This window comes from Lentzea rhizosphaerae, assembly GCF_042649515.1.
GTDB classification, from domain to species: Bacteria; Actinomycetota; Actinomycetes; order Mycobacteriales; family Pseudonocardiaceae; genus Lentzea; species Lentzea aerocolonigenes.
This window is the reverse complement of record NZ_JBHRZI010000009.1, coordinates 72,901-98,413: the sequence shown is the minus strand read 5'-3', so window position 1 is coordinate 98,413 and position 25,513 is coordinate 72,901. Positions and strand designations below refer to the sequence as shown.

The following is a 25,513-nucleotide window of genomic DNA, read 5'->3' as shown; positions in this document are numbered from 1 at the left end:
CCTGTTCAGAGATTGGGACTCTGCCCTTACCCCGCCGATCTGATCAAAGACCGGCCAGCGCCGCGGGCAGGCTGATGGCACGCCTGACGCTTTGGGCGGCTTGCGGTTGCGTAGGGCGTGGGGTTCGGGTGGGTTGGTCCCCACCCGAACCCCACGCGAAGAGCTTGCTCGGCTTCGGCTTCGGCCCTATCCCTATCCCTTGAGGAAGGCTGCTGTGGCGGTTAGGGCGCTTTGTGATGAACCCGCGTTTTCTACGAACACTGCGAACGCCACGTTGTTCTGGTAGCCGACGAACCAGCCGTGGGCCGAGCCGCCGCCGGCTTCTGCTGTACCGGTTTTTCCTGCCAGGCCTGGGATTCCTGCCAGCTGCTTGGCCGTTCCTCCGGTGACCACCTCACGCATCATCTGGCGCAGGGGCTGCAGGACTGACTGGGGTGGGGCTGCTGCCACGTCGTTGGGTACGGGGGGCTTGCCGCGCATCAGCGTGGGGCTCGGGGTTTTTCCTGAGGCGGCTGTGGCGGCCACCAGGGCCATGCCGAAGGGGCTGGCTACCACGTTGCCCTGGCCGAAGCTGTTCTCCACCTGTTGGTCGCCGGTTGCCGGTGGGACCTTGCCGGTGTTGGTGTCGGCGCCCGCGATGGTCCAGTCGGCGCCCAGGCCGAAGCGTTTGGCCATGTCCGGGAGGGCGTTCGGTGGGAGTTTGGAGCCCAGTTCGCCGAACGTGGTGTTGCAGGAGACTGCGAAGGCAGTGTGGAACGGGAGGCTGTCGTAGCCGAAGTCCGCGTTCTTGATGCGGCGGGTGCCGATGGTGGCCTCTGCCGGGCAGGCCACTGCGGCGTTGGGTTGTACCAGGCCTGCGTTGAGGGCGGCGGCAGCGGTGACGATTTTCAGCGTTGAGCCCGGGGCGTAGCGGCCTACGAACGGGTTGGTGCCCGTCAGGGTCTTGTTCTGGGCCACGGCCAGGATTTCGCTGGTGTTGGCTTCGATCGCGACGATCGCTGCGCCTTGGGGGAGGGCGTCCACTGCCGCTTGGGCTGCTGCTTGGCGGGCCGGGTCGATCGTGACGGTGATCTTTTCGCCTGGCTCTGGTTTCTTGCCGTCCAGCTGGGTGAAGGCCGTGCCGTTGGCGATGCCGACTTCCCAGCCTTCTTTGCCCTTCAGGTCGCCTGCTTGGCCGGTGATCGTTTTGTAGAGGCCGTCCGGGATGGTGCCTTCGACCAGGGGCTTGCCGTCTCTGCCCAGGAGGGCGCCATCGGCGAGGGCCTTGCGGTAGACGAGGGTGGCGCCCTCGGTGAGTTGCGGGTGGATGACGGCCGGGGTCCAGTGGATCTTCCACGTGTCGGCCGTGCGTTGCATCGGGATCTTGATGTCGTACTTCAGCAGGGCCGAGTTCGGCATCGTCCAGGTCACGGAGGCCGCGATCTCCGTGGTGGTGGCGTCTGCTGACGGTGGCTGCACGGGGGCCAGGCCGGCCTGGTAGGCGGAGGACTCCATGCCCGACTTGGTGGCGGCCAGGACCTTGATGGCCTGGTCTGGTGCGTCGGTCAGCTGGCCCGCTGCGGTGGGGTCGGTGAAGGCCTTGTTCACGAACGACTGGGCCACCTGGGCCGGGGAGTCCGGCTGTTTCTTCGGTTGTTGCTCAGTCGAGTCGGCTGGGCCGCTGCCCCACAGCAGCGCGCCCGCCACGCCGAGGACGGCGGTTGTGGCGAGCGCGCCGCTGATCAGGATCCATCTGCGAGTCTTCTGCTCCACTGTCAAATCCCCCCAGGTAAGTGCTTTCCCCGGTGGGAGACTAACGCGGTGGGGGCGAGGGGGACTGAGTATTGCTACTCAACCCAGTTGCGGGATGCGGGTTTGGTAGTGCCTGAGGAGGTCGGCGTTGGCCGCGTCGCCGCCTTCCACGTTCGCGCTGCGCCACAGGGGCAGTTGGACGCCGGTTTCGGCTGCCTTGTCGACCAGGCGGACCATCAGGAGGTTCCAGAGGAACGCGGTGGCCACGGTGGAGATCGCTGCCGTGACCGGTGCCTGTTCCGGGTAGGTCGAGTCGCCGGGCGGGACCAGGTTGTCGAGGACGACGGTGGCCACTTCGGCGAGGGTCACGCCTGCTCGGCGGGGGGCCTGGGCGCTGGCGGACACCGAGGTCACGGCGACCACCGGGCAGCCGGCGTTCGCGGCTTCCTGGGCCAGTTCGACCGGATAGTGGTTGACGCCCGAGGTCGAGAAGACGAACAGGACGTCGTGCGGGGCCAGGCCCGCCTCGCGCAGGACCTCGCTCGCGAGGCCCGAGCGGCGTTCGGCCGAGGTGCTGCTGATGGCGCCGTGCATCGGGAGCAGTTCCGGGTGGTAGATCGGGCGGACGCAGGCCAGGCCGCCTGCCCGGTAGAAGGTTTCGGCGACCGCCGCCAGGGAGTGGCCCGCGCCTGCCGTGAGGATCATCCCGTCCGCCTGCACGGCGGCCAGCACCAGCTCGGCCACGTCGTCGAGCGCGGCCGCGTTCTGCTGTTCGACGCGCGTCAGGTGCGTGCGCACGAGGTTGCCGTAGTCGGAGCCGGGCACGGTGTCGGTCGTCATGCGGCTCAGTAGTACCGGATCATCGATGACCTCACCAGTAACCCGCGCACCACAAAGCTCGATAGGCGCGATAACAGGGACGAACGGCTCTGGCGGACGGGGGTGGGTTTGATCAGACGGCACTTCTACGTCTGGGTGGTGCTGACGGCCGTGTTCGCGGCCGCGGGCGCCACGAACATCGCGCTGGCCGTCACCTACTCCGAGCTGTGGCCGGTGTGGGTGGCGTCGGCGCTGCTCGTCGTCGCTTTCGGGTGTGCGCGGGCGGCGGTGCACGCACGGCCTTAGGCCAGCAGTTCGACGCCCAGGGCCGAGGCGGTGTGGAGCACCGAGTTGCGGTGGCGCTGGGCCACGGCGAGGCCCGCGTCGCGCAGCACCGTGGCGTGGGCGCTGGCGGACGCGGCGGAGATGCCCAGGCGGCGGGCGAGCTCGGTGGTCGTGCAGCCGCCCGCGATGACCTCCAGGGCGGCGGCGCGAGTGCGGCCCAGCAACGCCTCCAGCGAACGTTTGCCCGCGCTCGTCACGTGCAGGTCGCGGGCCACCGGGTAGACGAGCACCGGGGCGTGGCGCTGGTCGCGGAGCATGATCGGGCGCTCCCAGCAGAAGTACGACGGGACGAGCACGAGCCCTTTGCCGCGCAGGTGGACGTCGCGTCGCGGGATGCGGGACTCGATCGACAGCACCGGCGGCGCCCACGAGATCGTCGGGTGCAGTGCCGAGAGCATGCCCTCGCAGCCGCTGTCCAGAAACGAACGCGCCCGCACCGCGCGGTCCGCGTCGACGACGGCGCGGACCTCGTCCCAGATCGGCGCGAGCGCGTGCCCGTAGTAGGCGCGCAACGCCTCGCCGAGCGAGTCCAGAGTGGCCACGTCACCGCTGGCCAGCCGGTGGGTGCGCGGGTCGAGGCGTTGCTGGCTGCCCAGGTGGGCGAGATCCGCGCGCAACGACTCCAGCGGCGTGGACAGCACCGCGTCGATGCCGGCGTCCACCGCGCACGAGCCGGCGGTGGGCGTCAGGAAGTCGGGGGAGTAGCCGACCGGCGGTGCGAGCTGCATGAGCCAGCGCGTGTCTTCTGGCAACGTCGTCCGCACGGCCGCGCGCCACGTGCCGAACACCGGCGCCGCCGAACGCTGCCGCAGCACGTGCAGGCTCAGCAGGATCTCCCACATCGGGTCGGGACCTGCGGCGACACGCACCCTCGCCAGGTCCTCCGCCGTGAAGTGGACACGCAACACGGCAAGCAGACTGGCACAGCGCCACGGGGCTCGTCCCGGATTCGAGACGACTCGGTCCCAATGGTGCACCGTGCCCACCCTGAGTGGGTGTTGACGCGGTCCTGAGTGGTCCTACCTGGCTTTTTAGGGTGTGGCCGAATGTGGTGGCGACCCGATCACGGCCGCCGCCAAGCTTGCGCCGAGCGCCGCGCCAGGGGGTCGGCGCCACCACTGAGGGGAACGAACGATGAAGCTTGCGAAGATCACCGGGGCGGTCGCGGCCGTCGGTGTCGCGATGACGATCCTCACCGCGCCGGTCGTGCTGGCCGCTCCGGGCGAGACCGTCATCCCGGCCGCGGCCGAGCTCGGCATCCAGGGCGAAGGCGTTCTGCCGCACGAGTTCCAGGTCCAGAAGACCGGCTACTGGTGCTCCGCTGCCGCCGCCCGCATCGCCCTGACCGCGCGCGGCAAGAAGGTCGAGCAGTCCACGCTGGCCTCCTACATGAAGGTCACGACCAACGGCCTGCCGAACATCAAGAACCTCGAGAGCGCCCTCGACCACTACACCGGCTCGACCTACTACCAGGTCAAGCAGTGGTCGAGCGACACGCAGCTGCTGCAGCGGCTCAAGGAAGACGTGATCTACAACGCCAACAAGGGTCACGCCGTGGTGATCAACGTGATCCGCCTGAACGGCCGCAGCTACTCCGGCGGCCACTACGCCACGATCGTCGGCTACCGCGCGGGCGGCAACGAGTTCGCCGTGGCCGACCCGGCCTACGCGGGCGGCCGGCTCGCGTGGCTGAGCGCTTCCAACGTCTCGTCGGGCATCAAGCTCCGCCGGTACGTCGCCTGATCCCGGGCCTGAGGTCCTCCGGCCGGTCCACGTCCGCACCGTCCGCCACGTCAGCGCACTCGACGTGGCGGACGGTGTTGGCCTTGAGGTAGTCCCGCGCGCCCTGGTCACCCGCCGCCGACGCCATCACGCCCGCGAAGTGGCCGGAGCCGATCAGCACCGGGTGCCCGATCTCGCCGTCGTAGGTGGCACGCGCGAGCACGGTCGGCTCGGCCAGCTCCATCAGGCGGTGCAGGGCTCCGACGGTGACGCCGGGGGTGTCCACGGGGAGCACGAGCACGGCGTCCGCGGTGCCGATCGCGTGCAGGCCGGTGCGCAGCGACGACCCCATACCGGTTTCCCAGTGGGGGTTGTCGACCACGGTCACGCCGTCCAAAGTGGCCTGCGCCCTGACCTCGCCGGCCTGGGCGCCGAGCACGACGACGACCGGTTCGCATCCGGCGGCCCGCAGGAGCTCGGCGGCCGAGTCGACGAAGAGCTTGCCGTCGAGCGGAACGAGGGCTTTCGGGGTGCCGAACCTGCGGCCGGCCCCCGCGGCTAGCAAGAGACCGGCCACGCGCATGCCTGTGAAACTACCTCTTCTGGAACTGTTCGTTCATGATCAGGAACGCGCCGATGCCGTGCAGGTCGTTCACCGCCCGCGGCCGCGCGAGGTAGAACGGCAGGTCACCGACGTTCGTGCCGATGCAGATCTCCGAGATCTCGGTGAGGCCGTCGGCGTTGATCTTGACGCGGTCCAGCACACCCCGGTGGCCCCGCCGCGCCACCACGTCGTACTTGCGCGAGACGTACCCGCGTTCCACGGCGCGGGAGATCGCCATCGAGTACATCGACGAGCACGACGTCTCGGTCCAGTTCTCCGGGTGCGTTCCCTTGTCCACGACCTGGAACCAGCGTCCCGTCCTGCGGTCCTGGTGCCTCGCGAGCGCGGCGACGAGCTTCGCCAGGATCGCGATCAGCTTCGGCCGGCCGGGGTGGGTGCGCGGCAGGTCCTCCAGCACGTCGCAGCACGTGATCGCGTACCAGCCCATCGCGCGGCCCCAGAACTCCGGCGACACCCCGGTCGTGGGGTTCGCCCAGCTCACCGTGCGGGACTCGTCGTAGGCGTGGTGGAACAGGCCGCTCTCGTGCTGGAGGTTCTTCGCGTAGACGAAGAGCTGCTTGAGCGCCTCCGCGGTCGCCCAGTCCTTCTCCCCGAACGTGTAGCCGTGCCGCATGATGAACGGGACGACCATGTAGACGCCGTCGGACCAGTTCTGCCAGTCGCGGGTGCCGCCCTCCGCGTGCCAGAAGCCGCCCTCCTTCGTGCGCGAGTAGGTGGTCAGGCGTTCGCGGATCTGCGTCGACGCCACGCGGTACCGCACGTCACCGGTCGCGTTGTAGAGCAACGGCAACAGCTGGCCGGCGCGCATCGAGTCGAGGTGCGTGAACGAGCGGCTGAACCTGCCGTCCGGTCCGACGAACCTGTCCACCCACGCCTTGATGAAGTCGAAGTACTTCTTGTTCCTGGTGCGCTGGAAGACGAGCCACTGCCCCCACAGGTACAGGCCGCGCGTGTAGCCCCAGCCGCCGAGCGTCTCCGGCGTGTACTGCCTCATCGTCGACTCGACGACCTCGACGGACCAGTCGATCCGGTCCGCGGCCGAGGCCGTGCCCGTGTCGAGTGCGAGGCCACCGGCGAGTGCGGCGCCGCCGAGTCTGACGAAGTCGCGCCTGGACGTGGTCATGGGTGTCCCTCCAAGGGGCGTGCCGTGGCGGCGGCACTCCAGACCTAACCGAGGGACAACTCCGATGTCTAGACCTAATCGGTGACGCGGGCGAGCTGGAACCCGAGCGCCATGCGTGATCGCGTGCCGTAGCGCTGTTGCAGCTGTGCCACGACGGAGCGCACCGTCCGGCTGCTCATGCCGAGGCGGGCGGCGACCTGGTGGTCGGTGGCGCCGTCCAGCAGAAGTCCGATGACTTTGGTCTCACGGCTCGACAGGCCCGTATCGCCCGGAGTGCCGTCCGGAGTGCGGGCGTCGGACCACATGAGTTCGAAGAGCTCGCCGTAGGTGACGGCGAGCGGGCTGCGCAGGAGCATGGCGCCCGCGTTGAGGTCGCTCGCGTCGAGCGGTAACACGGCGGTGCGGTCGTCGAAGACGAGCATGCACCGGGCGGGCCTGGCGAGCACCCTGGCCGGCACCTGGTGGGTCGATCCGACGTGTCTGGCGAGGTCGCCGTCGAGCAGCAGCCGTCCGCGTTCGACGGTGCTGGTCACCAGCTGGAGCAGGGCGTGGTCGACGCCGCCCTGGCTCGACAGCACACCGCGAACCGAGGCGGAACGAACCACGAGGTTCTCCACCGTGCGCATCGTTGTCGAGCGGTCGTGCAAAAGCTCGACGAATTCGGTGCGGACTGCTGGAGATCGTCGCAACACGACTCGCCTCTCTTCCGTCTGCTGACCGGCGTAGTCATGCTGGCATTCGTCGTAGCGGTTGCTCTACCTCCATCCAGGGGATATTTCGGCATCGAACGACTTCGAATTCTCGACGAAGTCACCCGCAGTGAGACTGCCATAGAAATCATTAATGGCGAGTAACTCGTCGTGCGTGCCCTGGGCGAGTACTTCGCCCGCGTGCAATACCACGATCCGATCGGCCTCGCGAATTGTCGACAGCCGGTGGGCGATGACCAGCAATGCGCACTCCTGTGCGGCACGGGTGATCGCGCGGTGCAGCGCACGTTCGTTCACCGGGTCGAGGTGTGCCGTGGGCTCGTCGAGAAGCAGCAGCTCAGGGCGGGTGAGCAGGGCGCGGGCGAGTGCGATGCGCTGGCGTTCCCCGCCGGACAGCGCCCGGCCGCGTTCGCCGAGAGGGGTGTCGAGACCTTCCGGAAGGCGTGCCACGAGTTCGTCGAGATTTGCGAGTTCCAGTACTTCGTGAAGATCGCAATCGCTTGCGTTCGGCATTGAGTAACGAAGATTGTCACGGAGTGTGCCGTTCAGCACGGGGCAGTCCTGGTCGACCAGTGCGATTCGGCCTCGCCAATCGTTGGTCGAAAAGTTTCGGAGGTCCGTGCCGTTTGCGAGGACTGCTCCAGAATCGGGCTCGTAGAACCGTTCGATCAGGGAGAACAGCGTCGACTTGCCGGCTCCGGACAGACCTGCCAGTGCGACGTGCGAACGCGGCTCGACGGTGAACGACACACCGCGCAGCACCGGCCGGTCGCGATAGCGGAACCAGACGTCACGGAATTCGAGCGTGATTCCGGTCCGCTCCGGCACTGCCGCGCCCGAGTCGTCCTCGACCGGCAACGACTGCACCTCGGCGACCCTGCCGAGCGCGCCCATGCCCTTCTGGAGCAGGCCGATGCCCTGCAACACCGAGGTGAAGGGGATGACGAGATAGGTGGCGTAGAGCAGGAACGCCATCAGGTCGCCGACCGACGCCGCGTCCCTCGCCACCCGCGCGCCGCCGACCAGCAGCACGACGAGCAACGACCCGCGCATCGCCAGTTCGACCGCCGGGCTCATGACCGACGTGATCCGCGCGGCCCGGATCCCGGCGGCGCACGCCTGCTCGGCGCGTCGCCCGATCAGTTCCTCTTCACGTTCCTCCGCACGACACGCGCGCACGGTGCGCAACGCCCCGAGCGCGCGCTCCAGGTCCGCTGTCATGTCACCGACCCCGCGCTGCATCTGCTCGCCCGCCACCCGCAGCCTGCCGACCAGCGAGTAGACGACCACGGCCGCGACCACGACCGTCGTCAGCACCCACCCGAACAGCACCGGGTCGATCAGCAGCATCAGCACGACGGTGCCCACCCCGGTCAGCGTGCCGGTGATCAGCTGGACCGAGGCGGTGGAGACCACTTCGCGCAGCACCGTCGTGTCGGTGCCGACCCGCGACATCAGGTCGCCCACCCGGTGCTCGTCGAACTCCTTCATGCGCAGCCGCAGCAGCCTGGCCACCAGCCGTCGGCGCACCCCGAGCACGACGCGTTCGCCGGTGCGCTCCAACAGGAACAGCCCGACGCCGTCGACGCTCGCCTGCACCGCGAACAACGCGGCCATCGCCACCAGCAGCTGCCACGGCACCGACGACGTCGCGGCCGCGTCGACGGCCTCGCGCACCAGCTGGGGTTGCAACAGACCGAGTCCGGACGCCACCAGCGTCGCCGTCACGGCCAGGGCGAGCGCGCGGACGTGCCCGGTGGCCAGGCGGAACAGCTCGAGTGTCCTCATACGGTCATCAGCGGCCGGAAGTACTGCGCGGGCAGGTTCTCGTCGACCGGCACGCCGTCGGCCTCGACCCACGCGTGCGCACCGAACGGCGGCATGATCCGCACTCCGGCACACCACTTCGGCCACGTGCCGGACATCCGGCACAGCAGCACCACGGCCACCGATCGCGGCAGACATCCTTGCGGGCCAAGACAACGCAGGCTCACGGCGAGCACCGCGTCCCGTGCCGTCTTGGCCGTGTCGTAGCCGGCCGGCCGGGCACCGCGCTGAACGACGCCGAGCACCTGGCGGAGCCTGCGCGGCTTCAGCTTCACCAGCGGTGTCGCGAGGGCGACGGCGAACCGGGCGGCCATCCGGCGTCCCAGCGGCACACCGGTCGGGCGGCTCAACGAGCTGGGTGTGGTCACGCCGTCACCAGCCCCGCGCCGCGCAACCCCTCGACCAGCGCCGACACGTCCTGCCGCGCCTGCGCCTCGCCGACGGAGTACGTGGAGGTCAACGCGGCGACCGCGGCGTCCTCGTCGGCGCCGTCGAGCAGTGCCCGCACCACGACCACCCCGGTCGGGTTGAGCTGCCAGTAGTGCCCGGTGCGTTCGTCGAGCAGCACCTGCCCGTAGTCGGTGTCCGCCACGGAGACATCAGCGCGCAGTCGCATGGTCCGCTTCCTGGTCCAGGCTGCGCAGCCACACCTCGCAGCCGATCGTCGAGTACAAGATCCCCGTCCGGAGCTCGGGGGTGTCGGGCCGCAACGCGAGGTCGGTCAGCCGGCGCCGGTCGACCAGCCCGAGGTCGGCGAGCTTCGAGCCCTCCCACAGCTCCGCGAGATCGCCGCGGTGCTTGCGCAGACCCGCGGTGGCCTCCAGTGACGCCGTCGCCTTGTTCGTGCGGGCAAGGCACTCGTCCGGAACGACGCCGCGCATCGCCTCGGTGAGCACGGGCTTGTAGCGCCACGGCGTGACGCGTTCCTCCGGCCGCACCGCGAAGCACGCCTCGATCACCCGGTCGTCGAGGAACGGCGACTGGATCGGAAGTCCTGCCCGCGCGCTCATCTGCTCCCACTGCCGGATGATGCGCGAGCAGGACAAGATCGCTTCGAGGTCCACGTGCTCGCCTCTGGTGCGCCCCAACGGTTCCGCGGTCGCCGCGGCTTCCTTCAACGCGTCGCGGGCCAGCGCGTGCGCCTTCGGCGTGATCCAGTCGAACAGCCGCGGCCCGGTGCTCCAGCCGAGCGTGCCGGTCACGGTCGGCTCCCGCCTCGCGCGCAGGTTCTCGGCCTCGTCCGCGAGCCAGGCACCGTAGGACCGCGAGTCGGCGAGCGCCGCGATCATCGGTCGCAGCGGCCAGTGGAACAACGCGCGGAACGCCCGCAGCTGCCGGATCGCGAACAACGGCCGCCTGCGCAGCATCGAGTGGTAGTGCGCCTCGGAGCACCAGGCGACGTGATCGCCACCGATGCCGGTCAGCCGGACACGGCATCCCTTGTCCGCCAAGCCGTTCAGGTCTTCGAGGAGCCGCTGGCGGTCCATCATTCCGATGGTCGGCTCGTCCATCGGGTCGTCGATGCCGAGCAGGTTGTCGTACACCAGCGGGATGCGTTCGGGAGGCCACACGACGTGCTCGACCTCCGGCAGGTGCGCCGAAGCCCGCCGCGCCCAGGCGACGTCCTCGTCGGCCGGGTCGAGCGAGGGCCACGTGCTGGCAACGATCCGCGCGTCCGACCGGGCGGCGAGGAAGGTGATCGAGGTGGAGTCGAGCCCTCCGGACAGGTCGCACGCCACGGTTCCGCCGCGCCGCGTGCGCACGTCGACGGCCTGGGCGAGCGCATCCCTGATCAGCGGGGCGGACTCCGCGATGCCGCGCACCGGTTCGGGGTTGCGCCACCAGCGGTGCAGCCGTGCGCGGTCGCCGTCGACCAGCAGCGCGCTGCCCGGCGGCACGCACTCCACGCCGCGCCACATCGTCCGCTCCAGCAACGGATGCGGCGTGGGGAACAGCAACCGGACGGCGAGGGACCGTTCGTCGACGTCGGTCCCGCCGAGCACGTCGGCCCGGTCGGCCGCGACGACGATCCCGTCGATCCGGCGGTGGAAGACCAGCCGCAGACCGGAGGCCGTGCCCTGCACGCGGCACCGTCCGCCGAGCGACGCGACGAGGTGGAAGCTGCCCGCGAGACGTGTCGCGAGGTCGTCGAGTTGGGTGAGGTCGCGCAGGCGGGAAGCCGCGCGTTCCAGTTCCGCGACGCTGACCGGGCACCAGCCGATCACCGCCAGCCGGACGTCACCCGCCTCGGCGACGGTGATCTCGTCGTCGTGCCACTGCCCGACGAGCCACGGCCGTCCCGAGGCGTGCGTGATCGTCCTGCGCACACCGTTGCGACGGGCCACGGCGAGCGCGGCCTCGTGGTCCGGCAGGACCACGAAGTGCGACTCGCCGTGACCCCGCGAGCCCTGTTCAGGCATTCGCGGTGGTGCCGTGTCAGTTCTTGCTGAAGATCAGCCGATCGTTGCCGGACCGCTGGAGCAGGCCCGTCTGCGCTTCGAACGTGCCGAGGTCGATCAGCTGCGGGGTCTCGTACATGATTCGCACCTCTCCTCGTGGGGATCTTCGATTCAGCGCGCGCAAACTGAACGTAACGAGGAGCCGAGCCGCTGACCAGGCAGAACGGCTTCCGCTTCCGGCAGTTGCCGCAAGCGGAAATCGAGGTTTAGGAGAGGTGTTCGAGGAGCAGTGAGCTCGCCGCCTCCGGGATCTCCTCGGGAATCCAGTGGCTCACGTCCTCGACCATCTCGAACCGGTACGCGCCCGTGCACCACTTCTCGGTCTCGAACGCGGCCGCCGATCCGAACGCCACGTCCTCGGTGCTCCACACGTACATGGTCTTGACGCCGACCTTGTCCGCGGTGCCGTGCGGCTTGCCGGCGCGGTACCAGTTCAGCGCGGCGGTGAGCGCCCCCGGCTCGCTCAGGCGCTGGACGTACTCCTCGACGTGGGAGGGCCGGACCCGCCACTCGAACATCTGCTTCAGGGCGTGGGCGTTGTTGTCCAGCATGCGCTTCTCGGTGCTGCGCTCCCGCCAGTCGAGCATGTACTGCGACCGCATCCGCTGCTCCTCGTCGGTCTGCAGCGCGGTCTTGAGCGCACCGGGGTGCGGAGTCGAGAAGACGGCGAGGCTGCGCAGCCGGTCCGGGTGCTCGATCGCGGTCCACCACGCCACCGCGCCACCCCAGTCGTGCCCGACGAGGTCGAACGTGCCCCAGCCCAGCGAGTCGGCCATCGCGATGACGTCGCCGACCAGGTGCGTGACCGTGTACTCGGACGCCTGCTCGGGCCGGACGCCGGGGGAGTAGCCGCGCTGGTCGGGGGCGACCGCGCGGAAACCGTTCACGCCGAGGACCGCGACCTGGTGCTCCCACTCGATGGCGGCCTCGGGGAAACCGTGCAGCAGCAGCACCGGGCGACCGTCCTCGGGGCCGGACGCGATGGCGTCGAAGGTGCCTGCCTCGGTGGGGATGCTGAGGTGCTCGATCACGAGTTCGAACAGTACCTGTGTGACCTGGCTCTCAACGGGCGAGCCGAAGGGCGTGGACCCACGAACACCAACCGTGCATCCGCATGTCGACGTGCTCAAACCACCGGGCGATACGAACGCCGTCGTGCTCGTGCTGCACGGCGGCCGGGAACACGGCACCGAACCGGTCCGCCGCCACAACCTCGCGTACCTGCGGATGGTTCCGCTGGCCCGCGCGCTGCGGGCGCCCGGCGTCGAGGTCTGGAACCTGCGCTACCGGGTCCGCGGCTGGAACGCGCCGAGCCTCGACCCGGTCAAGGACGCGCGGTGGGCGCTCGACCGGATCACCGAGCTGCATCCCGGCCGGCCGGTTGTGCTCGTCGGGCACTCCATGGGTGGCAGGACGGCGTTGCGGGTCGCCGGGCATCCGAGTGTGAAGGCCGTGTGCGCGCTCGCGCCGTGGATCGTGCCCGGTGAGCCGTTCGAGCAGCTCAGGGGCAAGGCGCTGCTCATCGCGCACGGAGACCAGGAGCGGATGACGGATCCGGCGAAGTCGCTCTGGTACGCGCGGCAGGCGAAGAGCGTGACCGACCGGGTCGCGCGGTTCACCGTGGAGGGTGACGGTCACGCGATGTTGCGGAGGGCGCGGGACTGGACTCGGCTCGTCGTCGACTTCGTGCGGGGTGAGCTCGGGCTCGAACCGGTGGCGCCGGACATCGCGAACGCCATGCGGGAGGCCTCGCCGCGGGGCCTCGACGTTCCTCTGGGAGGTTCGCGTGGCTGAGGTCGCCGTCATCGGAGCCGGGGTCGCGGGGCTCACCGCCGCCCACCTGTTGCAGCGCAAGCACGACGTCACGCTGTTCGAGGCCGACGACCGGCTCGGCGGCCACGCGCACACGCACGACCTCGGCGGAGTGGCCGTCGACAGCGGGTTCATCGTCCACAACGAACGGACGTACCCGAACCTGATCCGGCTCTTCCGCGAGCTGGGCGTGTCCACTCAGGACTCCGAGATGTCGATGAGCGTCCGCTGCGACGGGTGCGGGCTTGAGTACGCGGGCGCGCGGAAGCTGGCGGGGCTGTTCGCGCAGTCGAAGAACGCCACCAACGGCCGGTACCTGCGGATGCTCGCCGAGATCACGCGCTTCTACCGGCACGCCCGGCGCGTGCTCGCCTGCGAGGAGGCGCACGACGTCACGCTCGGGGCGTTCCTCGCGATCGGCGGGTACAGCAGGTACTTCGTGGACCACTTCATCATCCCGCTGGTCAGCGCGGTGTGGTCGTCGGGAGCGGCGCTGAGCACGCGGTACCCGGCCTGGTACCTGTTCGAGTTCCTCGCCAACCACGGGATGCTCTCGATCGGGGGCACGCCGCAGTGGAAGACCGTCGTCGGCGGGTCGCGCACGTACGTCGACCGCGTGGTGAAGAACCTGCACGCGGTCCACGTGAGCACGCCGATCCGTGCCGTGACGCGCACGAACGGCGGTGTGGAGATCCGCGATGACAACAACGTGCTGCACACCGCGGACCACGTCGTCATCGCCACGCACCCGGACCAGGCGCTCGGCCTGCTCGCCGACCCGACGCGCGCGGAGAAGGAGGTGCTCGGCGCGTTCCAGTACTCGCGCAACGAGACCTGGCTGCACACCGACGCCTCGATCCTGCCGCGCACCAGCGGCGCGAAGGCGTCGTGGAACCTCTACAAGCGAGCTTGCCGGGAGACGAGCGACCAGGTGCTGGTCAGCTACCACATGAACCGGCTGATGCGGCTCGACGAACCACGCGAGTTCGTCGTCACGCTCAACCCGCACGACGTCGATCCCGCGCGGGTGCTCGCGCGGATGACCTACGAGCACCCGATCTACACGCCGGAGTCCGTTGCGGCACAGCGACGCCTGCCCGAGATCAACAGCGGCGCGACCGCCTTCGCCGGCGCGTACCACGGCTGGGGCTTCCACGAGGACGGCTGCGCGTCGGGAGTGCGCGCGGCCAGGCACTTCGGGGTCGACTGGTGATCTACGACGTCGTCATCACGCACACCCGCCGCGAGCTGATCGACCGGGCCTTCAGCCATCGCGCGTTCCTGTGGCTCGTCGATCTCGACGCGCTGCCGCGGCTGCCGTGGTGGGCGAGGCCGTTCGCGCGGTTCGAGGCCCGTGACCACATCGGATCGCCGGGGAAGTCCATCAGGGAGAACCTCGACGAGTGGCTGTCCGATCGCGGGATCGAGCTCGGCGGCGGGCAGGTCCTCATGCTCGCCAACGCCCGCTCGTTCGGCTACGTCTTCAACCCGCTGACCGTCTACTGGTGCCACGACGCGTCCGGAGAGCTCGTGTGCGTGGTCGCGGAGGTCCACAACACCTACGGCGGCCGTCATTGTTACCTGCTGCGCACCGACGACCACGGACGGGCGTCGGTGGACAAGGAGTTCTACGTCTCCCCGTTCCTCGAGGTCGACGGCCACTACGTGATGCGGCTGCCGAAACCGGGAAGCCGGCTGTCGGTGACCATCGCGTTGCGGCAGAACGGGAAGACGACCTTCAGCGCCACGATGCGGGGTGAGCGCAGCCCGGGCCTGCGCCTGCTGTTGCGCCGTCCGCTGATGCCCCAGCGCGTGTCGGCCCTGATCCGCCGCCACGGCATCGCGCTGTACTTCCGTCGCCTGCCGATCGTTCCCAGGAGCAAGTAAAGATGAGCACGTTGTCGCTGCCTCGGCCCAACCAGGGCATTTGGCCGGGGTTGTTCACCGCGCCGCGCTCGCCGTTGCGCGCCAGGATCGCGGAGTCGCTGTTCCGCAACGCGGTCCGCACGCTGCCCGTGACCGTGCGGTTGCCCAACGGCACGACCTGGGGCGCCGGAGGTCCCGTCATGCAGCTCGTGCGGCCCGCCGAGTTCTTCCACCGGCTCGGCGCCGACGCCAAGATCGGCTTCGGCGAGGCCTACATGGTGGGGGACTGGGTCTCCGACGAGCTCGCGGACGTGCTCGCGGCGTTCGCGGCGCGGCTGTCCACTCTGGTCCCGCCCGGCCTGCAGCGGATGCGGCGGTGGGCCGAGCGGCGGCAGACCGAGGTCAACGACGTCGCCGGGTCGCGGCAGAACATCCACCGGCACTACGACCTGTCGAACGAGCTGTTCGCGTTGTTCCTCGACGAGACCATGACGTACTCGTCCGCGTTGTTCGAGAACAGGGACGTGGACCTGCGCACCGCCCAGCTGCGCAAGATCGACGGCGTGCTCGACCACGCGGGCGTCCGGCAGGGTTCGCGCGTGCTGGAGATCGGCACGGGCTGGGGCGCGCTGGCCATTCGGGCCGCCGAGCGCGGCGCCACCGTCACGTCGCTGACGATCTCCGAGCAGCAGCGGAAGCTGGCGCTGGACCGGGTGAGGGACGCGGGCCTTCACGATCGGGTGACGGTCGAGCTGCGTGACTACCGAGAGGAGCACGGTCAGTACGACGCCGTCGTCAGCGTCGAGATGATCGAGGCAGTCGGTGCCGAATACTGGCCCGAGTACTTCTCGGTGCTCGACCGCGTGCTCGCGCCGGGCGGCCGGGTGGGCCTCCAGGCGATCACCATGCCGCACGACCGCATGATCGCGAGCAAGGCTTCCTACACCTGGATCCACAAGTACGTATTTCCCGGCGGGCTCATCCCGTCCGTCCGCTCGATCGAGGAGTCGGTCCGCGACCACACCCGGCTGCGGATCGTCGAGACGCGCTCGTTCGGGCACGACTACGCCGAGACCCTCCGCCGGTGGCGCGACACGTTCCTCACCCGTTGGGACGAGGTCGCCGACCTCGGCTTCGACGACACCTTCCGCCGGATGTGGGAGTTCTACCTGGCCTACTCGGAGGCAGGTTTCCGCGTCGGCTACCTCGGAGTCCAGCAGTTCGCAATGGCCGAAAGACTGGGCCGTTAGGACCACGTTCTACCCCAAAAGGGTGCTGCTGTCCCCACCCGGCTGGACTTCGTGGTCCTCTTGGGAAGCAGGCGGTATCAAATGGCTCGCTGCGTTCTCTTCTTCAGTGAAGCCCCTAGTGTCGCTGTAGTGAGGAGGTCGCCGGGATGGTCCAACCCACAGCCGTGCGGACCGGTGGCGGTGTCGGCGTCCTCGAACCTGAGGAGGCCTGGAACCGGCCAACGGTGCCCATGCGCCGTCGGGTGCGCCAGGCACCGGTCTCCAACCAGTGGCTCGCCGAAGCCGAGTTCACGGATCTCGTCGATGCCGCCCTAGACGGAGACAGACGGGCGGTCGAGCACCTGCTCGGCCGCATCCAGCCGCTGATCGTGCGCTACTGCCGCGCCCGCGTCGGCGGCCGTGAGCGAACGCTGGTCTCGGCCGAGGACATCGCGCAGGAGGTCTGCGTGGCGGTGCTCGGCGCGTTGTCCAGGTACCGCTACGAGCCGGGTTCGTTCCTCGCCTTCGTGTACGGCATCGCCGCGCACAAGGTCGCCGACGCCCGCCGGCGCGCCGTCCGCAACCGCGCCGAGGTCGTGCCGGAGCTGCCGGACTGCCCTTCGCTCGACGACGGACCGGAGCAGCACGCGGTCAACGGCGAGATGATGGCCCAGGTCACGCGGTTGCTGCACAAGCTGCCGGCCCGGCAGCGCGAGATCCTCGTGCTGCGGGTGGCGGTGGGACTGTCCGCGGAGGAGGTCGCGCTGGCGGTGGAGTCGACGCCGGGTGCGGTGCGGGTCGCTCAGCACCGCGCGCTCACCCGGATGCGGGAGATGATCGCGGAAGAGGGCTGAGCTCCTGTCACCACCCGCGGTGGCGCGTCCACGTCGCCTCGATGCTGTGCGCGCCGCGGACGACGTGGTAGCGATCGTGCTGAGCCGCGGTGGCGCAGGCGTGGTTGGGCAGGATCCGCAACCGGGTTCCGACGGGCAGCTCAGGCACCGGCTTTCCGTCCCGCGTGCTCAGGACACCGTGTTCCTGGCTCGCTCCGGTCATGAGCAGATCCGGGATCAGGTGGCCGCCGACGTCGGTGACGAGTCCGTAGCCCTGGTCGACGGCCTGGGCCTGGGTGCCCCGGTCCCGTGAGGTGGCCATCCACCCGCCGTCGGTGATGATCCAGTTCTTGTCGTGCCGGTGGCCGATCACGGTGACGACCACGGAGAGGGCGAGGTCGTCGGTGCCGCAGACGCCGATGCCGGCCATGACGAGGTCGAAGAAGACGTAGTTGCCCGCGCGGACCTCGGTGACGCCCTTCAGGTCGGTCGCCGCGTGCGCGGTGGGAGTTGACCCGACGCTGACGACCGGGCACGACAGCCCGGCCGCGCGCAAGGTCGTGGCCGCGGCGACGGCAGTGTCCCGTTCGTTCTGCGCGGCATGATGCAGTGCTTCCGCGGTGTAGGCGAAGTAGGACTCACCCGCGTGCGTGAGCACTCCGGCGAGGTTGCCGCCGAGTGCCCTGCCGATCTCGACGAGGGCCGGATCCGCCGTGGCGACACCACCTCGGTGCCCGTCGCAGTCGATCTCGATCAGGGCGGGGACGTGGATCTGTTCCTCGTGCGCGAACCGGGCCAGCGCTTCTGCCTGCGCGAGACTGTCGAGCAGGACCGTGAGCGTCACGCCGCGCCGCAGCAGAGCGGCGACGCGCGGCAGCTTGTGCGGGTCGATGCCGACCGCGTAGAGGACGTCCCGGTAGCCGGCGTCGGCGAAGTGCTCGGCCTCCGCGAGGGTGGACACCGTGATCGGTCCGCCCGCCTGGACCCGATCGGCGACCTCGACGGACTTGGCCGTCTTGACGTGCAGGCGCAGCGGCACGCCGAGCCCGCGCAGGTGTTCCCGGAGCCGGGCGGCGTTGCGGTCCAGCCGGTCTGCGTCGATCACGGCAAAAGGGGTGTCCGGGGTGTCCAAAGTGGTCATGCGGGTTCTCCTGGAGAGGTGGCGCGACGGCGCAGCAGGGCGGCGGCGAGGGTGAGGTCCTGCAGGGCGAACCCGGAGCTGTCGAACACCGTCACGTCCTCCCGCGAGGTCCGGCCGTCCGCGGCACCGGCGAGCACGGCCCCCAGTGCAACGGGCACTGCGGACGGGAAGTGCTGGAACTCGCCGATCGCGCACGACTGCTCCGGCAGGTCGCAGAACAGCGATGCCCGGTCGTGCAGCTCGACCGGGAGCTCCTGCTTGCCAGGACCGTCGGCACCCATGGCGGAGATGTGCGTGCCCGGCGCGACCCAGCTCGCCTCGAACAGCGGCTCCCGCGCGGTCGTGGCCGTGACGAGCACGTCCGCCGCTGCGACCCCGGTCCTGGCATCGGCGGGTGCGGCGGGCAGCCCGGTCAGCGAGGTCACCTCCGCGGCGAACGCACGTGCCGCGTCGGGCCGTCTGCCGACGACGAGGACCCGTCCGATCGGGCGCACCCGGCTGACCGCCCGCACCTCGTGCAGGGCCTGATGACCTGTTCCGATCACGGTCAGCGTGCGGGAGTCCGCACGGGCCAGCGTGTCGACGGCGAGAGCGTCGGCGGCGGCCGTGCGGTAGGCGTTGGCGGCCGCTGCCTCGACGACGGCGCTCAGCCTGCCCGTGGCGGGGTCGAGCAGCACGATCGTCGAACTGTGCCGCGGCAGCTCGGCGTTGTCCGGCCAGAAACTGCCGACCTTCACGCCGACCAGGTCGCCCGCGGAGCCGGATTTGAGGGTGAACCTGTTGTGCGGCGAGGAGGAATGCCCGATCACGACCGGGAACGTCGATCCTGTGGCGGTGGCCAGGAACGCCTCCCGGGCGGCGGCCAGTGCGAGCTCGTCGTCGACGAGGGCGGCGGACTCGGCCTCGCTGATGAAGACGGGACCGGCGCTCACGGCTTGCCGGCCTTCAGCTCGGCGAGATCGTTGTACAGGCCGGTGCGGGAGATGCCCAGCCGCTTCGCGATCCGTCCGGGGGCGCCGCGCAGACCGAACACGCCGGCGTCGTTCAGCTCGCGGACGAGAGTCAGGCGTTCGGTGCGCCCGAGTGCCGCCACGGGCACGGCGTGTGCGCGTTCGGCCCGTTCGACCAGCGACTCGACCACCTGGTCCAGATCGCCGGAGAAGTTCGTCGTCGTGACGGGGCTCGGCTCTTCCAGGGCGGACAGTCCGAGCAGGTCCGACAGCACGCCGGTGGCACGCTTGATGGCCGAGACGTCGATGTTGATGCACAGTGCGCCGATCAGCGTCCCGTCACCGTCGCGCAGCGGCAGCGTCGTGCACTTGAGGACCCGCCCGTCCTGGGCGCGGGTCACGTAACCGACCTCGTTGCGGGCGTCGGGTCCCGCGGCGAGCACCCGCAGACCGATCTCACTCATGGCGTCGCCCACCGTCCGGCCCGTGACGGAACCGGCGACCGCGACGACCGAGTGCTCCTGGTCGCGGTAGTCGTGCAGGACGACCTCGCAGCTCTGCCCGAAGGTCGCCACGATGCCGTCGATCACCGGGGTCAATGCGGCGAACACCGCGTCCGCGGTGCTGGTCGGTTCAGGGACGTCTCGCACGGCAGCCGGCTCCTCTCAGTCCCTGAACAAACTGTCAGCTCCTGAACAAAGTGTCAAACCGTGCTGAGCACGGTCTCACGCAAGGTCCGCGCCACGAACTCGGTGTAGGCGTCGTCCGGTTTGCCGTCCAGGCGCACGAACCGGACGTAGGTCTCGACGCTGGTGATGACGCAGAACGCTTCGACCAGGTCGTCGAACGGCACGTCCGTGCGCAGCCGGCCCCGTTCGGCGAAGACGCGGAAGACGTGCTCGACCTGCCGCCGCAGCACGCCGAGCAGGTGCGCGTAGTAACCGCGGAGCTCCTCGTCGCTCTGGGCCGCGCTGGCGACCGCCACCCAGAGCCCCGCCGAGGCGGCGTTGATCGCGAGCATCGCGCTGCCGATCAGCGCGGCGAGCTCAGCGGTGTCGCGGACCTGGAGCATGGACTTCCCCAGGTCGGTGGCGAACAGGTCGGTCTCGCCCTCGACCCCGAACGACGCGAGCTCCAGCGCGGCCTGCAACAGCGCCGACTTGGGGCCGTGGCGCTGCACCGTCTCGACGGACACGCCCGCCTCGGTCGCGAGCTGTGCGAACGTCGTGGCCTGGTACCCCTGGCGGCTGAAGAGCTCCGCTGCCGCGCCGACCACTCTCAGTCGCGTCTCGGCTGCCTGGCGTTGTCGCAGCTCGGAGCGGTAGCGGCGGGTGGATTCGGTCATGTCGGCCATTATTGACTACTACGCCGTACAGGTTAATACTGCTCGACAGTCTTCAATCTCTCTCCCCAGGTCAGGCAGGTGACGTCATGGCGTCCCTCATCATCGCGACGGTGCCCGTCCACGGGCACGTCACGCCTCTTCTGGCAGTCGCCCGCTACTTCACCGAACGGGGCGACCGCGTCCGGTTCATCACCGGTTCCCGTTTCGCCGAGGTGGTGAAGGCCACCGGGGCGGAACACGTCGCACTGCCGGAGGAAGCCGACTTCGACGACCGGCAGGACTGGACGGAGACGTTCCCCGAGCGGACGGCGCTCAAGGGGCCGAAAGCGATCGCGTTCGACCTGGAGAACATCTTCGTCCGTCCGGGGCGCGCCCACCACGAGGCGATCGAGACGGCGCGGTCGGCCGAGCCTGCCGACGTCGTGATCACCGAACCTGCGTTCCTCGGAGGCGCGTTCCTGCTCGGTCGTCCGCTCGGGGAGCGGCCGCCGGTGGTCGTGTGCGGTGTGCTCCCGCTCCCGATCGCCAGCCGTGACACCGCGCCGTACGGCATGGGCATCACGCCGTTGCGCGGACCTCTGGGTCACCTGCGCAACGCCCTGCTCAGCAAGATCGCCGCGCGCACCGTGTTCCCCGCGGCCGAGCGCCTGGCCCAGGAGATCAACCAGGAGCTGCACGGGTCCCGGCTGTCTTTCCCGATCATGGACTGGCCGCGGCACGCCGAGGCCGTCGTGCAGTTCACCGTGCCCGAGTTCGAGTACCCGCGCTCCGACGCGCCCGCCTGCCTGCACTTCGCGGGCCCGATCTCCGCCACCGGTTCGCAGGCGCCGCTGCCGTCCTGGTGGGACGAGCTCGACGGGTCGCGGCCCGTCGTCCACGTCACGCAGGGCACGGTGGCCAACCACGACCACCGGCAGATCATCGGCCCCACCCTCACCGCTCTCGCTGACGACGACGTGCTCGTCGTCGTGAGCACCGGCGGCCGCCCGCTCTCCACCCTGCCGCCCCTGCCTGCGAACGCCCGCGCCGCCGAGTACCTCCCCTACGACGAGCTCCTGCCCAAGACGCAGGTCTACGTCACCAACGGCGGATACGGCGGCGTCCAGTACGCCCTGCGCCACGGCGTCCCGATCGTCACGAGCGGCGGCAAGGAGGACAAGCCCGAGGTCGCCGGGCGAGTCGCCTGGTCCGGCGTCGGTCGCGCCCTCAGGACCGAGACGCCCTCGCCCGCCGCCGTGGGCCGAGCGGTCCGCACGGTGCTCCGCGATCCGCGCTACCGGGACAGCGCGCAACGCATCGCCGCGAGCATGGAGCGCTCGGGCGGGCTGCCGCGGCTCGCCGAGATCGTCGACCAGGTCAGCCGCTGACGTCAGGAAGGCTGCACGACCGGTGTCTTGAGATCCGTGAACACCGCGACCACCGCGGTGACCAGGATCAACGCGCCGCACGCCAGCAGCGCCGCCGCCCCGCCGACGAGGTCCGCGCCGAGCACCGGCGCGAGAGGCGTGAGCGCACGGGCGGCGAAGTTCAGCACGGCGTCCATCCGTCCCGAGACGGCGCCACCGAGCCACAACAGCTGGAACTGGACGTTCTTTCTGAGCGGTACCCCCACGAGGACCGTTTCTAGCGCATGATCACCGGCCGCGGGTGGCAAGGTTTACGCATGGCTGACCCGGACTACGACGTGCTGCTCACCGGCACCGTCTTCCTCGACATCATCTTCACCGGCCTGCCCCGCCCGCCGGCCGCGGGGACAGAGGTGTGGGCGGAGGGGCTCGGGTCGTGTCCCGGCGGGATCGCGAACCTAGCGGTGGCGTTGCGGAGGCTGGAGCTGCGGACCGCGCTGGCGGCGGCGTTCGGCGAGGACGCGTACGGCGACTTCTGCTGGGACGTGCTGGCCGACCAGGAGGGGGTCGACCTCTCTTATTGCCGTCGTTTCTACGGCTGGCACTCGCCCGTGACTGTATCTATGGCGATGGAACGCGACCGCAGCATGGTCACGCACGGGCACAAGGCCCCCGTCGTCGCGGACGACCTCTTCTGCCCGCCGCCGTCGGCACGGGCGTGCTTCGTGCACATCCAGGCCGAGGACGAGCAGTGGGTGCGCACGGCGAAGGAGAACGGCGCGAAGCTCTTCGCCGACATCGGCTGGGACCGCACCGGGGCTTGGTCGCCGGAGCTGTTGCGTCGGCTCGACGGTTATGACGTGTTCCTGCCCAACCACGTCGAGGCGCAGGGGTACACCCGCACCGACTCGCCGGAGGCCGCGGCGCGCAAGCTCGCCGAGCACGTGCCCGTGGTGGTCGTCACACGGGGCGGCGGGGGAGCGGTCGCGGTCGACAGCGCGTCCGGCGAGGTCGTGGACGTGCCGGGACTGAACGTGGCGCAGCTCGACGCGACAGGTGCCGGCGACGTGTTTGGCGCGGGGTTCGTGATGGGCACTCTGGCCGGGTGGCCGCTGGAGCACCGGGTGCGGTTCGCGAACCTGTGCGCCGCGCTGTCCGTGCAACATTTCGGTGGCTCGCTGTCCGCTCCCGGATGGGGAGACATCGCGGTCTGGTGGCGGACGGTGAGCAGGCGGCCGGACGAGGAACTGTCGCGTTACGGGTTCCTCGACGACCTGCTGCCCGACCACGCGGGCGTCGAGGTGCGGAGGGCTAGTCCGACGATCGGCCTGCGGTTGCTCCGGTAGGTTGAAAACAGTCGATCAGCGGACGCAACCTCACGGGCCTCCCGCGCGACTTAATACGTAGAGACTCTCTGGGGATGTTGTTCGGAAGGAGTTGCGGGTTGTTCGCCGCACGCGCGTCAGGCTTGGTCAAGTTGCTGGGGTTGTGCCTGACGGCGGGTGTGCTCCTCGCCGCGATGGTGTTCCCGTTCGTCGGAGGGCTGGGGCTGGCGTCGAACCGCGCCGCCGACACCGTCGACCAGACGTCCGGTGACCTCGCGAAGGGCGAGCTGCCGCTCGTCACGACCATTGAGGACATGAACGGCCAGCCGATCGCCTACCTGTACGACCAGTACCGCATTCCGCTGGAGTCCAACCAGATCTCGGACACCATGAAGGGCGCGATCCTCGCGATCGAGGACAAGCGGTTCTACGACCACCGCGGCGTCGACTGGCAGGGCATCGCCCGTGCCGCCGCCAAGGCCGGTGTGGACGGTGGGGCGACGCAGGGCGCGTCGACGCTCACCCAGCAGTACGTGAAGAACTACATGGCGTTCGTGCTCGGCGCCGACAACGAGCAGGAGGCCTGGGAGAAGGCCACCGAGGCGACGATCGGCCGCAAGATGCGCGAGGCGCGTGTCGCGTTGCAGCTCGAGCAGCAGATGAGCAAGGAAGAGATCCTCACCGGCTACCTGAACATCGTGCCGCTGGGCAACCAGACCTACGGCGTCGGCGCGGCGGCCAAGGCGTACTTCAACAAGACCGCCGACAAGCTGACCGTCCCGGAGGCCGCGCTGCTCGCCGCGATCGCGAACCGCCCGTCGTCGCTCAACCCCGGAGCCTCTCCCGACAAGGCCCTGGAGCGCCGCAACATCGTCATCGACAAGATGCGCGAGAACGGCGCGTTCGGCACCGACCAGACCGAGGCCCAGAAGAAGGCGGACGAGTTCAAGGCCGCGCCGCTGGGCGTCGTCGAGGACCTCAAGATCCTGCCCAAGGGCTGCGTCGGCGCCGGTGACGGCCCGATCTACGGCTTCTTCTGCTCGTACCTGCTCGACTACCTGCGTGAGAACGGCATCACCGACAAGCAGCTGCAGCGCGGTGGTCTCACCATCAAGACCACCATGGACCCGAAGGCCACCAAGGCCGCGAAGGCGTCGGCCGAGCAGCAGGTGTCGAAGACCCAGAACGGCATCTCGAACGTCATGTCCGTCGTCGAGCCGGGCAAGGACAGGCACAAGGTGCGCGCCCTCGTCGCCTCCCGCGACTACGGCAACAACGCCGAGCTCGGCCAGGTCGCCCGCCCCGTGCCCGCCGAGGTCCTCCCGTTCGGCCCCGGCTCGGTGAACAAGGTCTTCACCGCCGCCGCGGCCCTGGAGAAGAAGGTCATCGGCATCGACAAGGAGATGTCGGTCCCCGCCACCTACTACTCCCGCGTCTACCCGAACGGCGGCGCGCCGTGGAAGGTGGAGAACGCCGGCAAGTACAACGACAAGATGTCGCTGACCCAGGCGCTCGCGACCTCCCCGAACACCGGCTTCGTGATCCTGCAGGAGAAGGCCGGCCTCGACAGCGTCGTGGACATGGCGTACCGCCTGGGCATGCGCGAAACCCTCCAGGGCGTGAACCGCTCGGGCGAGCCCCTGAAGGCCGACAAGTCGAACGGCCCGTCCCAGGGCGACTGGACGAAGCAGAACAACGCGGGCTCCTACACCCTCGGCCCCGGCGCGACGAGCGTCCTGGAACTGGCGAATGTGGCCGCGACCATCGTCTCCGGCGGCACCTGGTGCCCGCCGACCCCGGTGGAGAAGGTCATCGACCGCTACGGCAAGGAGATCCCGCTCAAGGAAAAGCCCTGTGAGCAGGCCGTGAACACCGACCTGGCCAACTCCCTGGCCCAGGGCATGTCCCACGACACGACCGGCTCGGGCACCGCCGCCGCAGCCGCCTCCGCCTCAGGCTGGAACCGCCCGGCAATCGGCAAGACGGGCACCACCGAGGAGCACAAGTCGGTGGCGTTCATGGCCGCGACCCCGCAGTACGCGGGCGCCGTGATGACCTACGCGGACGGCAACCGCCCCGAGGTGATCTGCGCGAACCCGATCCGCTTCTGCCCAGGCAGCTCGCAGGGCGTCTTCGGTGGCCAGGTAGCGGCACCGACGTGGTTCAACGCGATGAAGGCGATCCACGAGGGCCTGCCGGTGGTTCCGCTGCCGCCCGCCGCGCCGCAGTACAAGTAGCCGCTGAGCCAGCTCGGGGCCGTCGGACGCCAAGTGCGTCCGACGGCCCTTTGCTTTGTGGCTACGCG

At 69.6% G+C, this 25,513-nt stretch carries 27 protein-coding genes; 10 read left to right on the top strand and 17 right to left on the bottom strand.

Annotation, left to right across the window (positions count from 1 at the left end; translation table 11 throughout):
- Positions 1 to 192: 192 nt before the first annotated feature.
- Together ACFOWZ_RS06335 and ACFOWZ_RS06330 are read right to left on the bottom strand one after the other, a co-directional pair.
- Positions 193 to 1,752 carry a penicillin-binding transpeptidase domain-containing protein gene (locus tag ACFOWZ_RS06335; RefSeq protein ID WP_382370088.1) on the bottom strand — a complete coding sequence of 520 codons (1,560 nt, stop codon included), beginning with the start codon at positions 1,750 to 1,752 and terminating at the stop codon, positions 193 to 195.
- A gap of 78 nt (positions 1,753 to 1,830) precedes the next feature.
- Entirely contained in the window at positions 1,831 to 2,571 is a 741-nt protein-coding gene (locus tag ACFOWZ_RS06330) for an SIS domain-containing protein (RefSeq protein WP_382370086.1), read from the bottom strand.
- Positions 2,572 to 2,673: 102 nt separating this feature from the next.
- Here ACFOWZ_RS06330 and ACFOWZ_RS06325 point away from each other — a divergent pair, with 102 nt between their 5' ends.
- Positions 2,674 to 2,856, top strand: a complete 183-nt coding sequence (locus tag ACFOWZ_RS06325) for a hypothetical protein (protein WP_382370084.1) — start codon at positions 2,674 to 2,676, stop codon at positions 2,854 to 2,856.
- Here the strand turns inward: ACFOWZ_RS06325 and ACFOWZ_RS06320 are convergent.
- Complete coding sequence (locus ACFOWZ_RS06320; protein WP_382370082.1) at positions 2,853 to 3,803, bottom strand: ArsR family transcriptional regulator; 951 nt, start codon at positions 3,801 to 3,803, stop codon at positions 2,853 to 2,855. The two genes, ACFOWZ_RS06325 and ACFOWZ_RS06320, sit on opposite strands and share 4 nt — an antisense overlap.
- A 226-nt stretch (positions 3,804 to 4,029) precedes the next feature.
- Here ACFOWZ_RS06320 and ACFOWZ_RS06315 point away from each other — a divergent pair, with 226 nt between their 5' ends.
- Positions 4,030 to 4,638, top strand: a complete 609-nt coding sequence (locus ACFOWZ_RS06315; protein ID WP_382370080.1) for a C39 family peptidase — start codon at positions 4,030 to 4,032, stop codon at positions 4,636 to 4,638.
- Here ACFOWZ_RS06315 and ACFOWZ_RS06310 read toward each other — a convergent pair.
- From ACFOWZ_RS06310 to ACFOWZ_RS06270, 9 genes are all read right to left on the bottom strand, one after another.
- Positions 4,613 to 5,200 (bottom strand): nucleotidyltransferase family protein, encoded by a 588-nt coding sequence (locus ACFOWZ_RS06310; RefSeq protein ID WP_382370078.1) that lies wholly within the window; start codon positions 5,198 to 5,200, stop codon positions 4,613 to 4,615. The two genes, ACFOWZ_RS06315 and ACFOWZ_RS06310, sit on opposite strands and share 26 nt — an antisense overlap.
- Before the next feature lie 10 nt (positions 5,201 to 5,210).
- Entirely contained in the window at positions 5,211 to 6,365 is a 1,155-nt protein-coding gene (locus tag ACFOWZ_RS06305) for a glycoside hydrolase family 88/105 protein (RefSeq protein ID WP_382370076.1), read from the bottom strand.
- A 74-nt stretch (positions 6,366 to 6,439) separates the two neighbouring features.
- Positions 6,440 to 6,982, bottom strand: a complete 543-nt coding sequence (locus ACFOWZ_RS06300) for a helix-turn-helix transcriptional regulator (RefSeq protein ID WP_382370074.1) — start codon at positions 6,980 to 6,982, stop codon at positions 6,440 to 6,442.
- Positions 6,983 to 7,120: 138 nt separating this feature from the next.
- A complete protein-coding gene (locus ACFOWZ_RS06295; RefSeq protein ID WP_382370072.1) occupies positions 7,121 to 8,863 on the bottom strand; it encodes an ABC transporter ATP-binding protein in 1,743 nt (580 codons plus the stop codon).
- A complete protein-coding gene (locus tag ACFOWZ_RS06290) occupies positions 8,860 to 9,270 on the bottom strand; it encodes a lasso peptide biosynthesis B2 protein (RefSeq protein ID WP_382370070.1) in 411 nt (136 codons plus the stop codon). Before ACFOWZ_RS06290 ends, ACFOWZ_RS06295 begins: the two co-directional genes overlap by 4 nt.
- Positions 9,267 to 9,518, bottom strand: coding sequence for a lasso peptide biosynthesis PqqD family chaperone (locus tag ACFOWZ_RS06285; protein WP_382370069.1), 252 nt, complete (start codon positions 9,516 to 9,518; stop codon positions 9,267 to 9,269). The genes ACFOWZ_RS06290 and ACFOWZ_RS06285 overlap by 4 nt, the downstream gene beginning before the upstream one ends.
- Positions 9,502 to 11,322, bottom strand: a complete 1,821-nt coding sequence (locus tag ACFOWZ_RS06280; protein WP_382370067.1) for a lasso peptide isopeptide bond-forming cyclase — start codon at positions 11,320 to 11,322, stop codon at positions 9,502 to 9,504. Before ACFOWZ_RS06280 ends, ACFOWZ_RS06285 begins: the two co-directional genes overlap by 17 nt.
- 16 nt (positions 11,323 to 11,338) lie before the next feature.
- The gene (locus tag ACFOWZ_RS06275) at positions 11,339 to 11,440 is read right to left on the bottom strand and encodes a keywimysin-related RiPP (RefSeq protein ID WP_382370065.1); all 102 of its coding nucleotides are present in this window, start codon (positions 11,438 to 11,440) and stop codon (positions 11,339 to 11,341) included.
- Between the two features lie 127 nt (positions 11,441 to 11,567).
- Positions 11,568 to 12,392, bottom strand: a complete 825-nt coding sequence (locus ACFOWZ_RS06270) for an alpha/beta fold hydrolase (protein ID WP_382370063.1) — start codon at positions 12,390 to 12,392, stop codon at positions 11,568 to 11,570.
- Positions 12,393 to 12,465: 73 nt separating this feature from the next.
- Between ACFOWZ_RS06270 and ACFOWZ_RS06265 the strand changes: the two genes are divergently transcribed.
- The 5 genes from ACFOWZ_RS06265 to shbA all read left to right on the top strand — a co-directional run bounded on the left by ACFOWZ_RS06265 (position 12,466) and on the right by shbA (position 17,122).
- Positions 12,466 to 13,155, top strand: coding sequence for an alpha/beta hydrolase (locus ACFOWZ_RS06265; protein ID WP_382370061.1), 690 nt, complete (start codon positions 12,466 to 12,468; stop codon positions 13,153 to 13,155).
- Positions 13,148 to 14,386, top strand: coding sequence for an NAD(P)/FAD-dependent oxidoreductase (locus ACFOWZ_RS06260; RefSeq protein ID WP_382370059.1), 1,239 nt, complete (start codon positions 13,148 to 13,150; stop codon positions 14,384 to 14,386). Before ACFOWZ_RS06265 ends, ACFOWZ_RS06260 begins: the two co-directional genes overlap by 8 nt.
- Positions 14,383 to 15,060 (top strand): DUF1365 domain-containing protein, encoded by a 678-nt coding sequence (locus ACFOWZ_RS06255; protein WP_382370057.1) that lies wholly within the window; start codon positions 14,383 to 14,385, stop codon positions 15,058 to 15,060. The genes ACFOWZ_RS06260 and ACFOWZ_RS06255 overlap by 4 nt, the downstream gene beginning before the upstream one ends.
- Before the next feature lie 2 nt (positions 15,061 to 15,062).
- Positions 15,063 to 16,289 carry a class I SAM-dependent methyltransferase gene (locus tag ACFOWZ_RS06250; RefSeq protein WP_382370055.1) on the top strand — a complete coding sequence of 409 codons (1,227 nt, stop codon included), beginning with the start codon at positions 15,063 to 15,065 and terminating at the stop codon, positions 16,287 to 16,289.
- A 146-nt stretch (positions 16,290 to 16,435) separates the two neighbouring features.
- Entirely contained in the window at positions 16,436 to 17,122 is a 687-nt protein-coding gene (gene shbA / locus ACFOWZ_RS06245; protein WP_382370053.1) for an RNA polymerase sigma factor ShbA, read from the top strand.
- A 7-nt stretch (positions 17,123 to 17,129) separates the two neighbouring features.
- Here shbA and ACFOWZ_RS06240 read toward each other — a convergent pair whose 3' ends face one another.
- Genes ACFOWZ_RS06240 through ACFOWZ_RS06225 form a run of 4 tightly spaced genes read right to left on the bottom strand, consistent with a single transcriptional unit; the run spans position 17,130 to position 20,537 of the window.
- Positions 17,130 to 18,242, bottom strand: coding sequence for an alanine racemase (locus tag ACFOWZ_RS06240; RefSeq protein ID WP_382370051.1), 1,113 nt, complete (start codon positions 18,240 to 18,242; stop codon positions 17,130 to 17,132).
- A complete protein-coding gene (locus tag ACFOWZ_RS06235) occupies positions 18,239 to 19,174 on the bottom strand; it encodes an ornithine cyclodeaminase family protein (protein WP_382370049.1) in 936 nt (311 codons plus the stop codon). The genes ACFOWZ_RS06240 and ACFOWZ_RS06235 overlap by 4 nt, the downstream gene beginning before the upstream one ends.
- Positions 19,171 to 19,842, bottom strand: coding sequence for a helix-turn-helix transcriptional regulator (locus tag ACFOWZ_RS06230; RefSeq protein ID WP_382370047.1), 672 nt, complete (start codon positions 19,840 to 19,842; stop codon positions 19,171 to 19,173). The genes ACFOWZ_RS06235 and ACFOWZ_RS06230 overlap by 4 nt, the downstream gene beginning before the upstream one ends.
- A 53-nt stretch (positions 19,843 to 19,895) precedes the next feature.
- Complete coding sequence (locus tag ACFOWZ_RS06225; protein ID WP_382370045.1) at positions 19,896 to 20,537, bottom strand: TetR/AcrR family transcriptional regulator; 642 nt, start codon at positions 20,535 to 20,537, stop codon at positions 19,896 to 19,898.
- 86 nt (positions 20,538 to 20,623) lie between these two features.
- On the opposite strand from ACFOWZ_RS06225, the gene ACFOWZ_RS06220 reads away from it, so the two are divergent.
- Positions 20,624 to 21,904 (top strand): glycosyltransferase, encoded by a 1,281-nt coding sequence (locus ACFOWZ_RS06220; RefSeq protein WP_382370043.1) that lies wholly within the window; start codon positions 20,624 to 20,626, stop codon positions 21,902 to 21,904.
- A gap of 2 nt (positions 21,905 to 21,906) precedes the next feature.
- On the opposite strand, the gene ACFOWZ_RS06215 is transcribed toward ACFOWZ_RS06220, so the two are convergent.
- A complete protein-coding gene (locus ACFOWZ_RS06215; RefSeq protein WP_382370041.1) occupies positions 21,907 to 22,149 on the bottom strand; it encodes a hypothetical protein in 243 nt (80 codons plus the stop codon).
- A 51-nt stretch (positions 22,150 to 22,200) separates the two neighbouring features.
- On the opposite strand from ACFOWZ_RS06215, the gene ACFOWZ_RS06210 reads away from it, so the two are divergent.
- Positions 22,201 to 23,229, top strand: a complete 1,029-nt coding sequence (locus tag ACFOWZ_RS06210; protein ID WP_382370039.1) for a carbohydrate kinase family protein — start codon at positions 22,201 to 22,203, stop codon at positions 23,227 to 23,229.
- A gap of 98 nt (positions 23,230 to 23,327) precedes the next feature.
- Positions 23,328 to 25,445 (top strand): transglycosylase domain-containing protein, encoded by a 2,118-nt coding sequence (locus ACFOWZ_RS06205; RefSeq protein ID WP_382370037.1) that lies wholly within the window; start codon positions 23,328 to 23,330, stop codon positions 25,443 to 25,445.
- The last annotated feature ends 68 nt before the right edge of the window (positions 25,446 to 25,513 follow it).

What these genes read in the sequence shown, in the direction of transcription:
- shbA (WP_382370053.1), top strand. Translation starts at nt 16,436, where the DNA reads ATGGTCCAACCCACAGCCGTGCGGACCGGTGGCGGTGTCGGCGTCCTC.
- ACFOWZ_RS06330 (WP_382370086.1), bottom strand. Translation starts at nt 2,571, where the DNA reads ATGACGACCGACACCGTGCCCGGCTCCGACTACGGCAACCTCGTGCGC.
- ACFOWZ_RS06250 (WP_382370055.1), top strand. Translation starts at nt 15,063, where the DNA reads ATGAGCACGTTGTCGCTGCCTCGGCCCAACCAGGGCATTTGGCCGGGG.
- ACFOWZ_RS06295 (WP_382370072.1), bottom strand. Translation starts at nt 8,863, where the DNA reads ATGAGGACACTCGAGCTGTTCCGCCTGGCCACCGGGCACGTCCGCGCG.
- ACFOWZ_RS06240 (WP_382370051.1), bottom strand. Translation starts at nt 18,242, where the DNA reads ATGACCACTTTGGACACCCCGGACACCCCTTTTGCCGTGATCGACGCA.
- ACFOWZ_RS06220 (WP_382370043.1), top strand. Translation starts at nt 20,624, where the DNA reads ATGGCGTCCCTCATCATCGCGACGGTGCCCGTCCACGGGCACGTCACG.
- ACFOWZ_RS06275 (WP_382370065.1), bottom strand. Translation starts at nt 11,440, where the DNA reads ATGTACGAGACCCCGCAGCTGATCGACCTCGGCACGTTCGAAGCGCAG.
- ACFOWZ_RS06225 (WP_382370045.1), bottom strand. Translation starts at nt 20,537, where the DNA reads ATGACCGAATCCACCCGCCGCTACCGCTCCGAGCTGCGACAACGCCAG.
- ACFOWZ_RS06310 (WP_382370078.1), bottom strand. Translation starts at nt 5,200, where the DNA reads ATGCGCGTGGCCGGTCTCTTGCTAGCCGCGGGGGCCGGCCGCAGGTTC.
- ACFOWZ_RS06315 (WP_382370080.1), top strand. Translation starts at nt 4,030, where the DNA reads ATGAAGCTTGCGAAGATCACCGGGGCGGTCGCGGCCGTCGGTGTCGCG.
- ACFOWZ_RS06305 (WP_382370076.1), bottom strand. Translation starts at nt 6,365, where the DNA reads ATGACCACGTCCAGGCGCGACTTCGTCAGACTCGGCGGCGCCGCACTC.
- ACFOWZ_RS06210 (WP_382370039.1), top strand. Translation starts at nt 22,201, where the DNA reads ATGGCTGACCCGGACTACGACGTGCTGCTCACCGGCACCGTCTTCCTC.
- ACFOWZ_RS06285 (WP_382370069.1), bottom strand. Translation starts at nt 9,518, where the DNA reads ATGCGACTGCGCGCTGATGTCTCCGTGGCGGACACCGACTACGGGCAG.
- ACFOWZ_RS06280 (WP_382370067.1), bottom strand. Translation starts at nt 11,322, where the DNA reads ATGCCTGAACAGGGCTCGCGGGGTCACGGCGAGTCGCACTTCGTGGTC.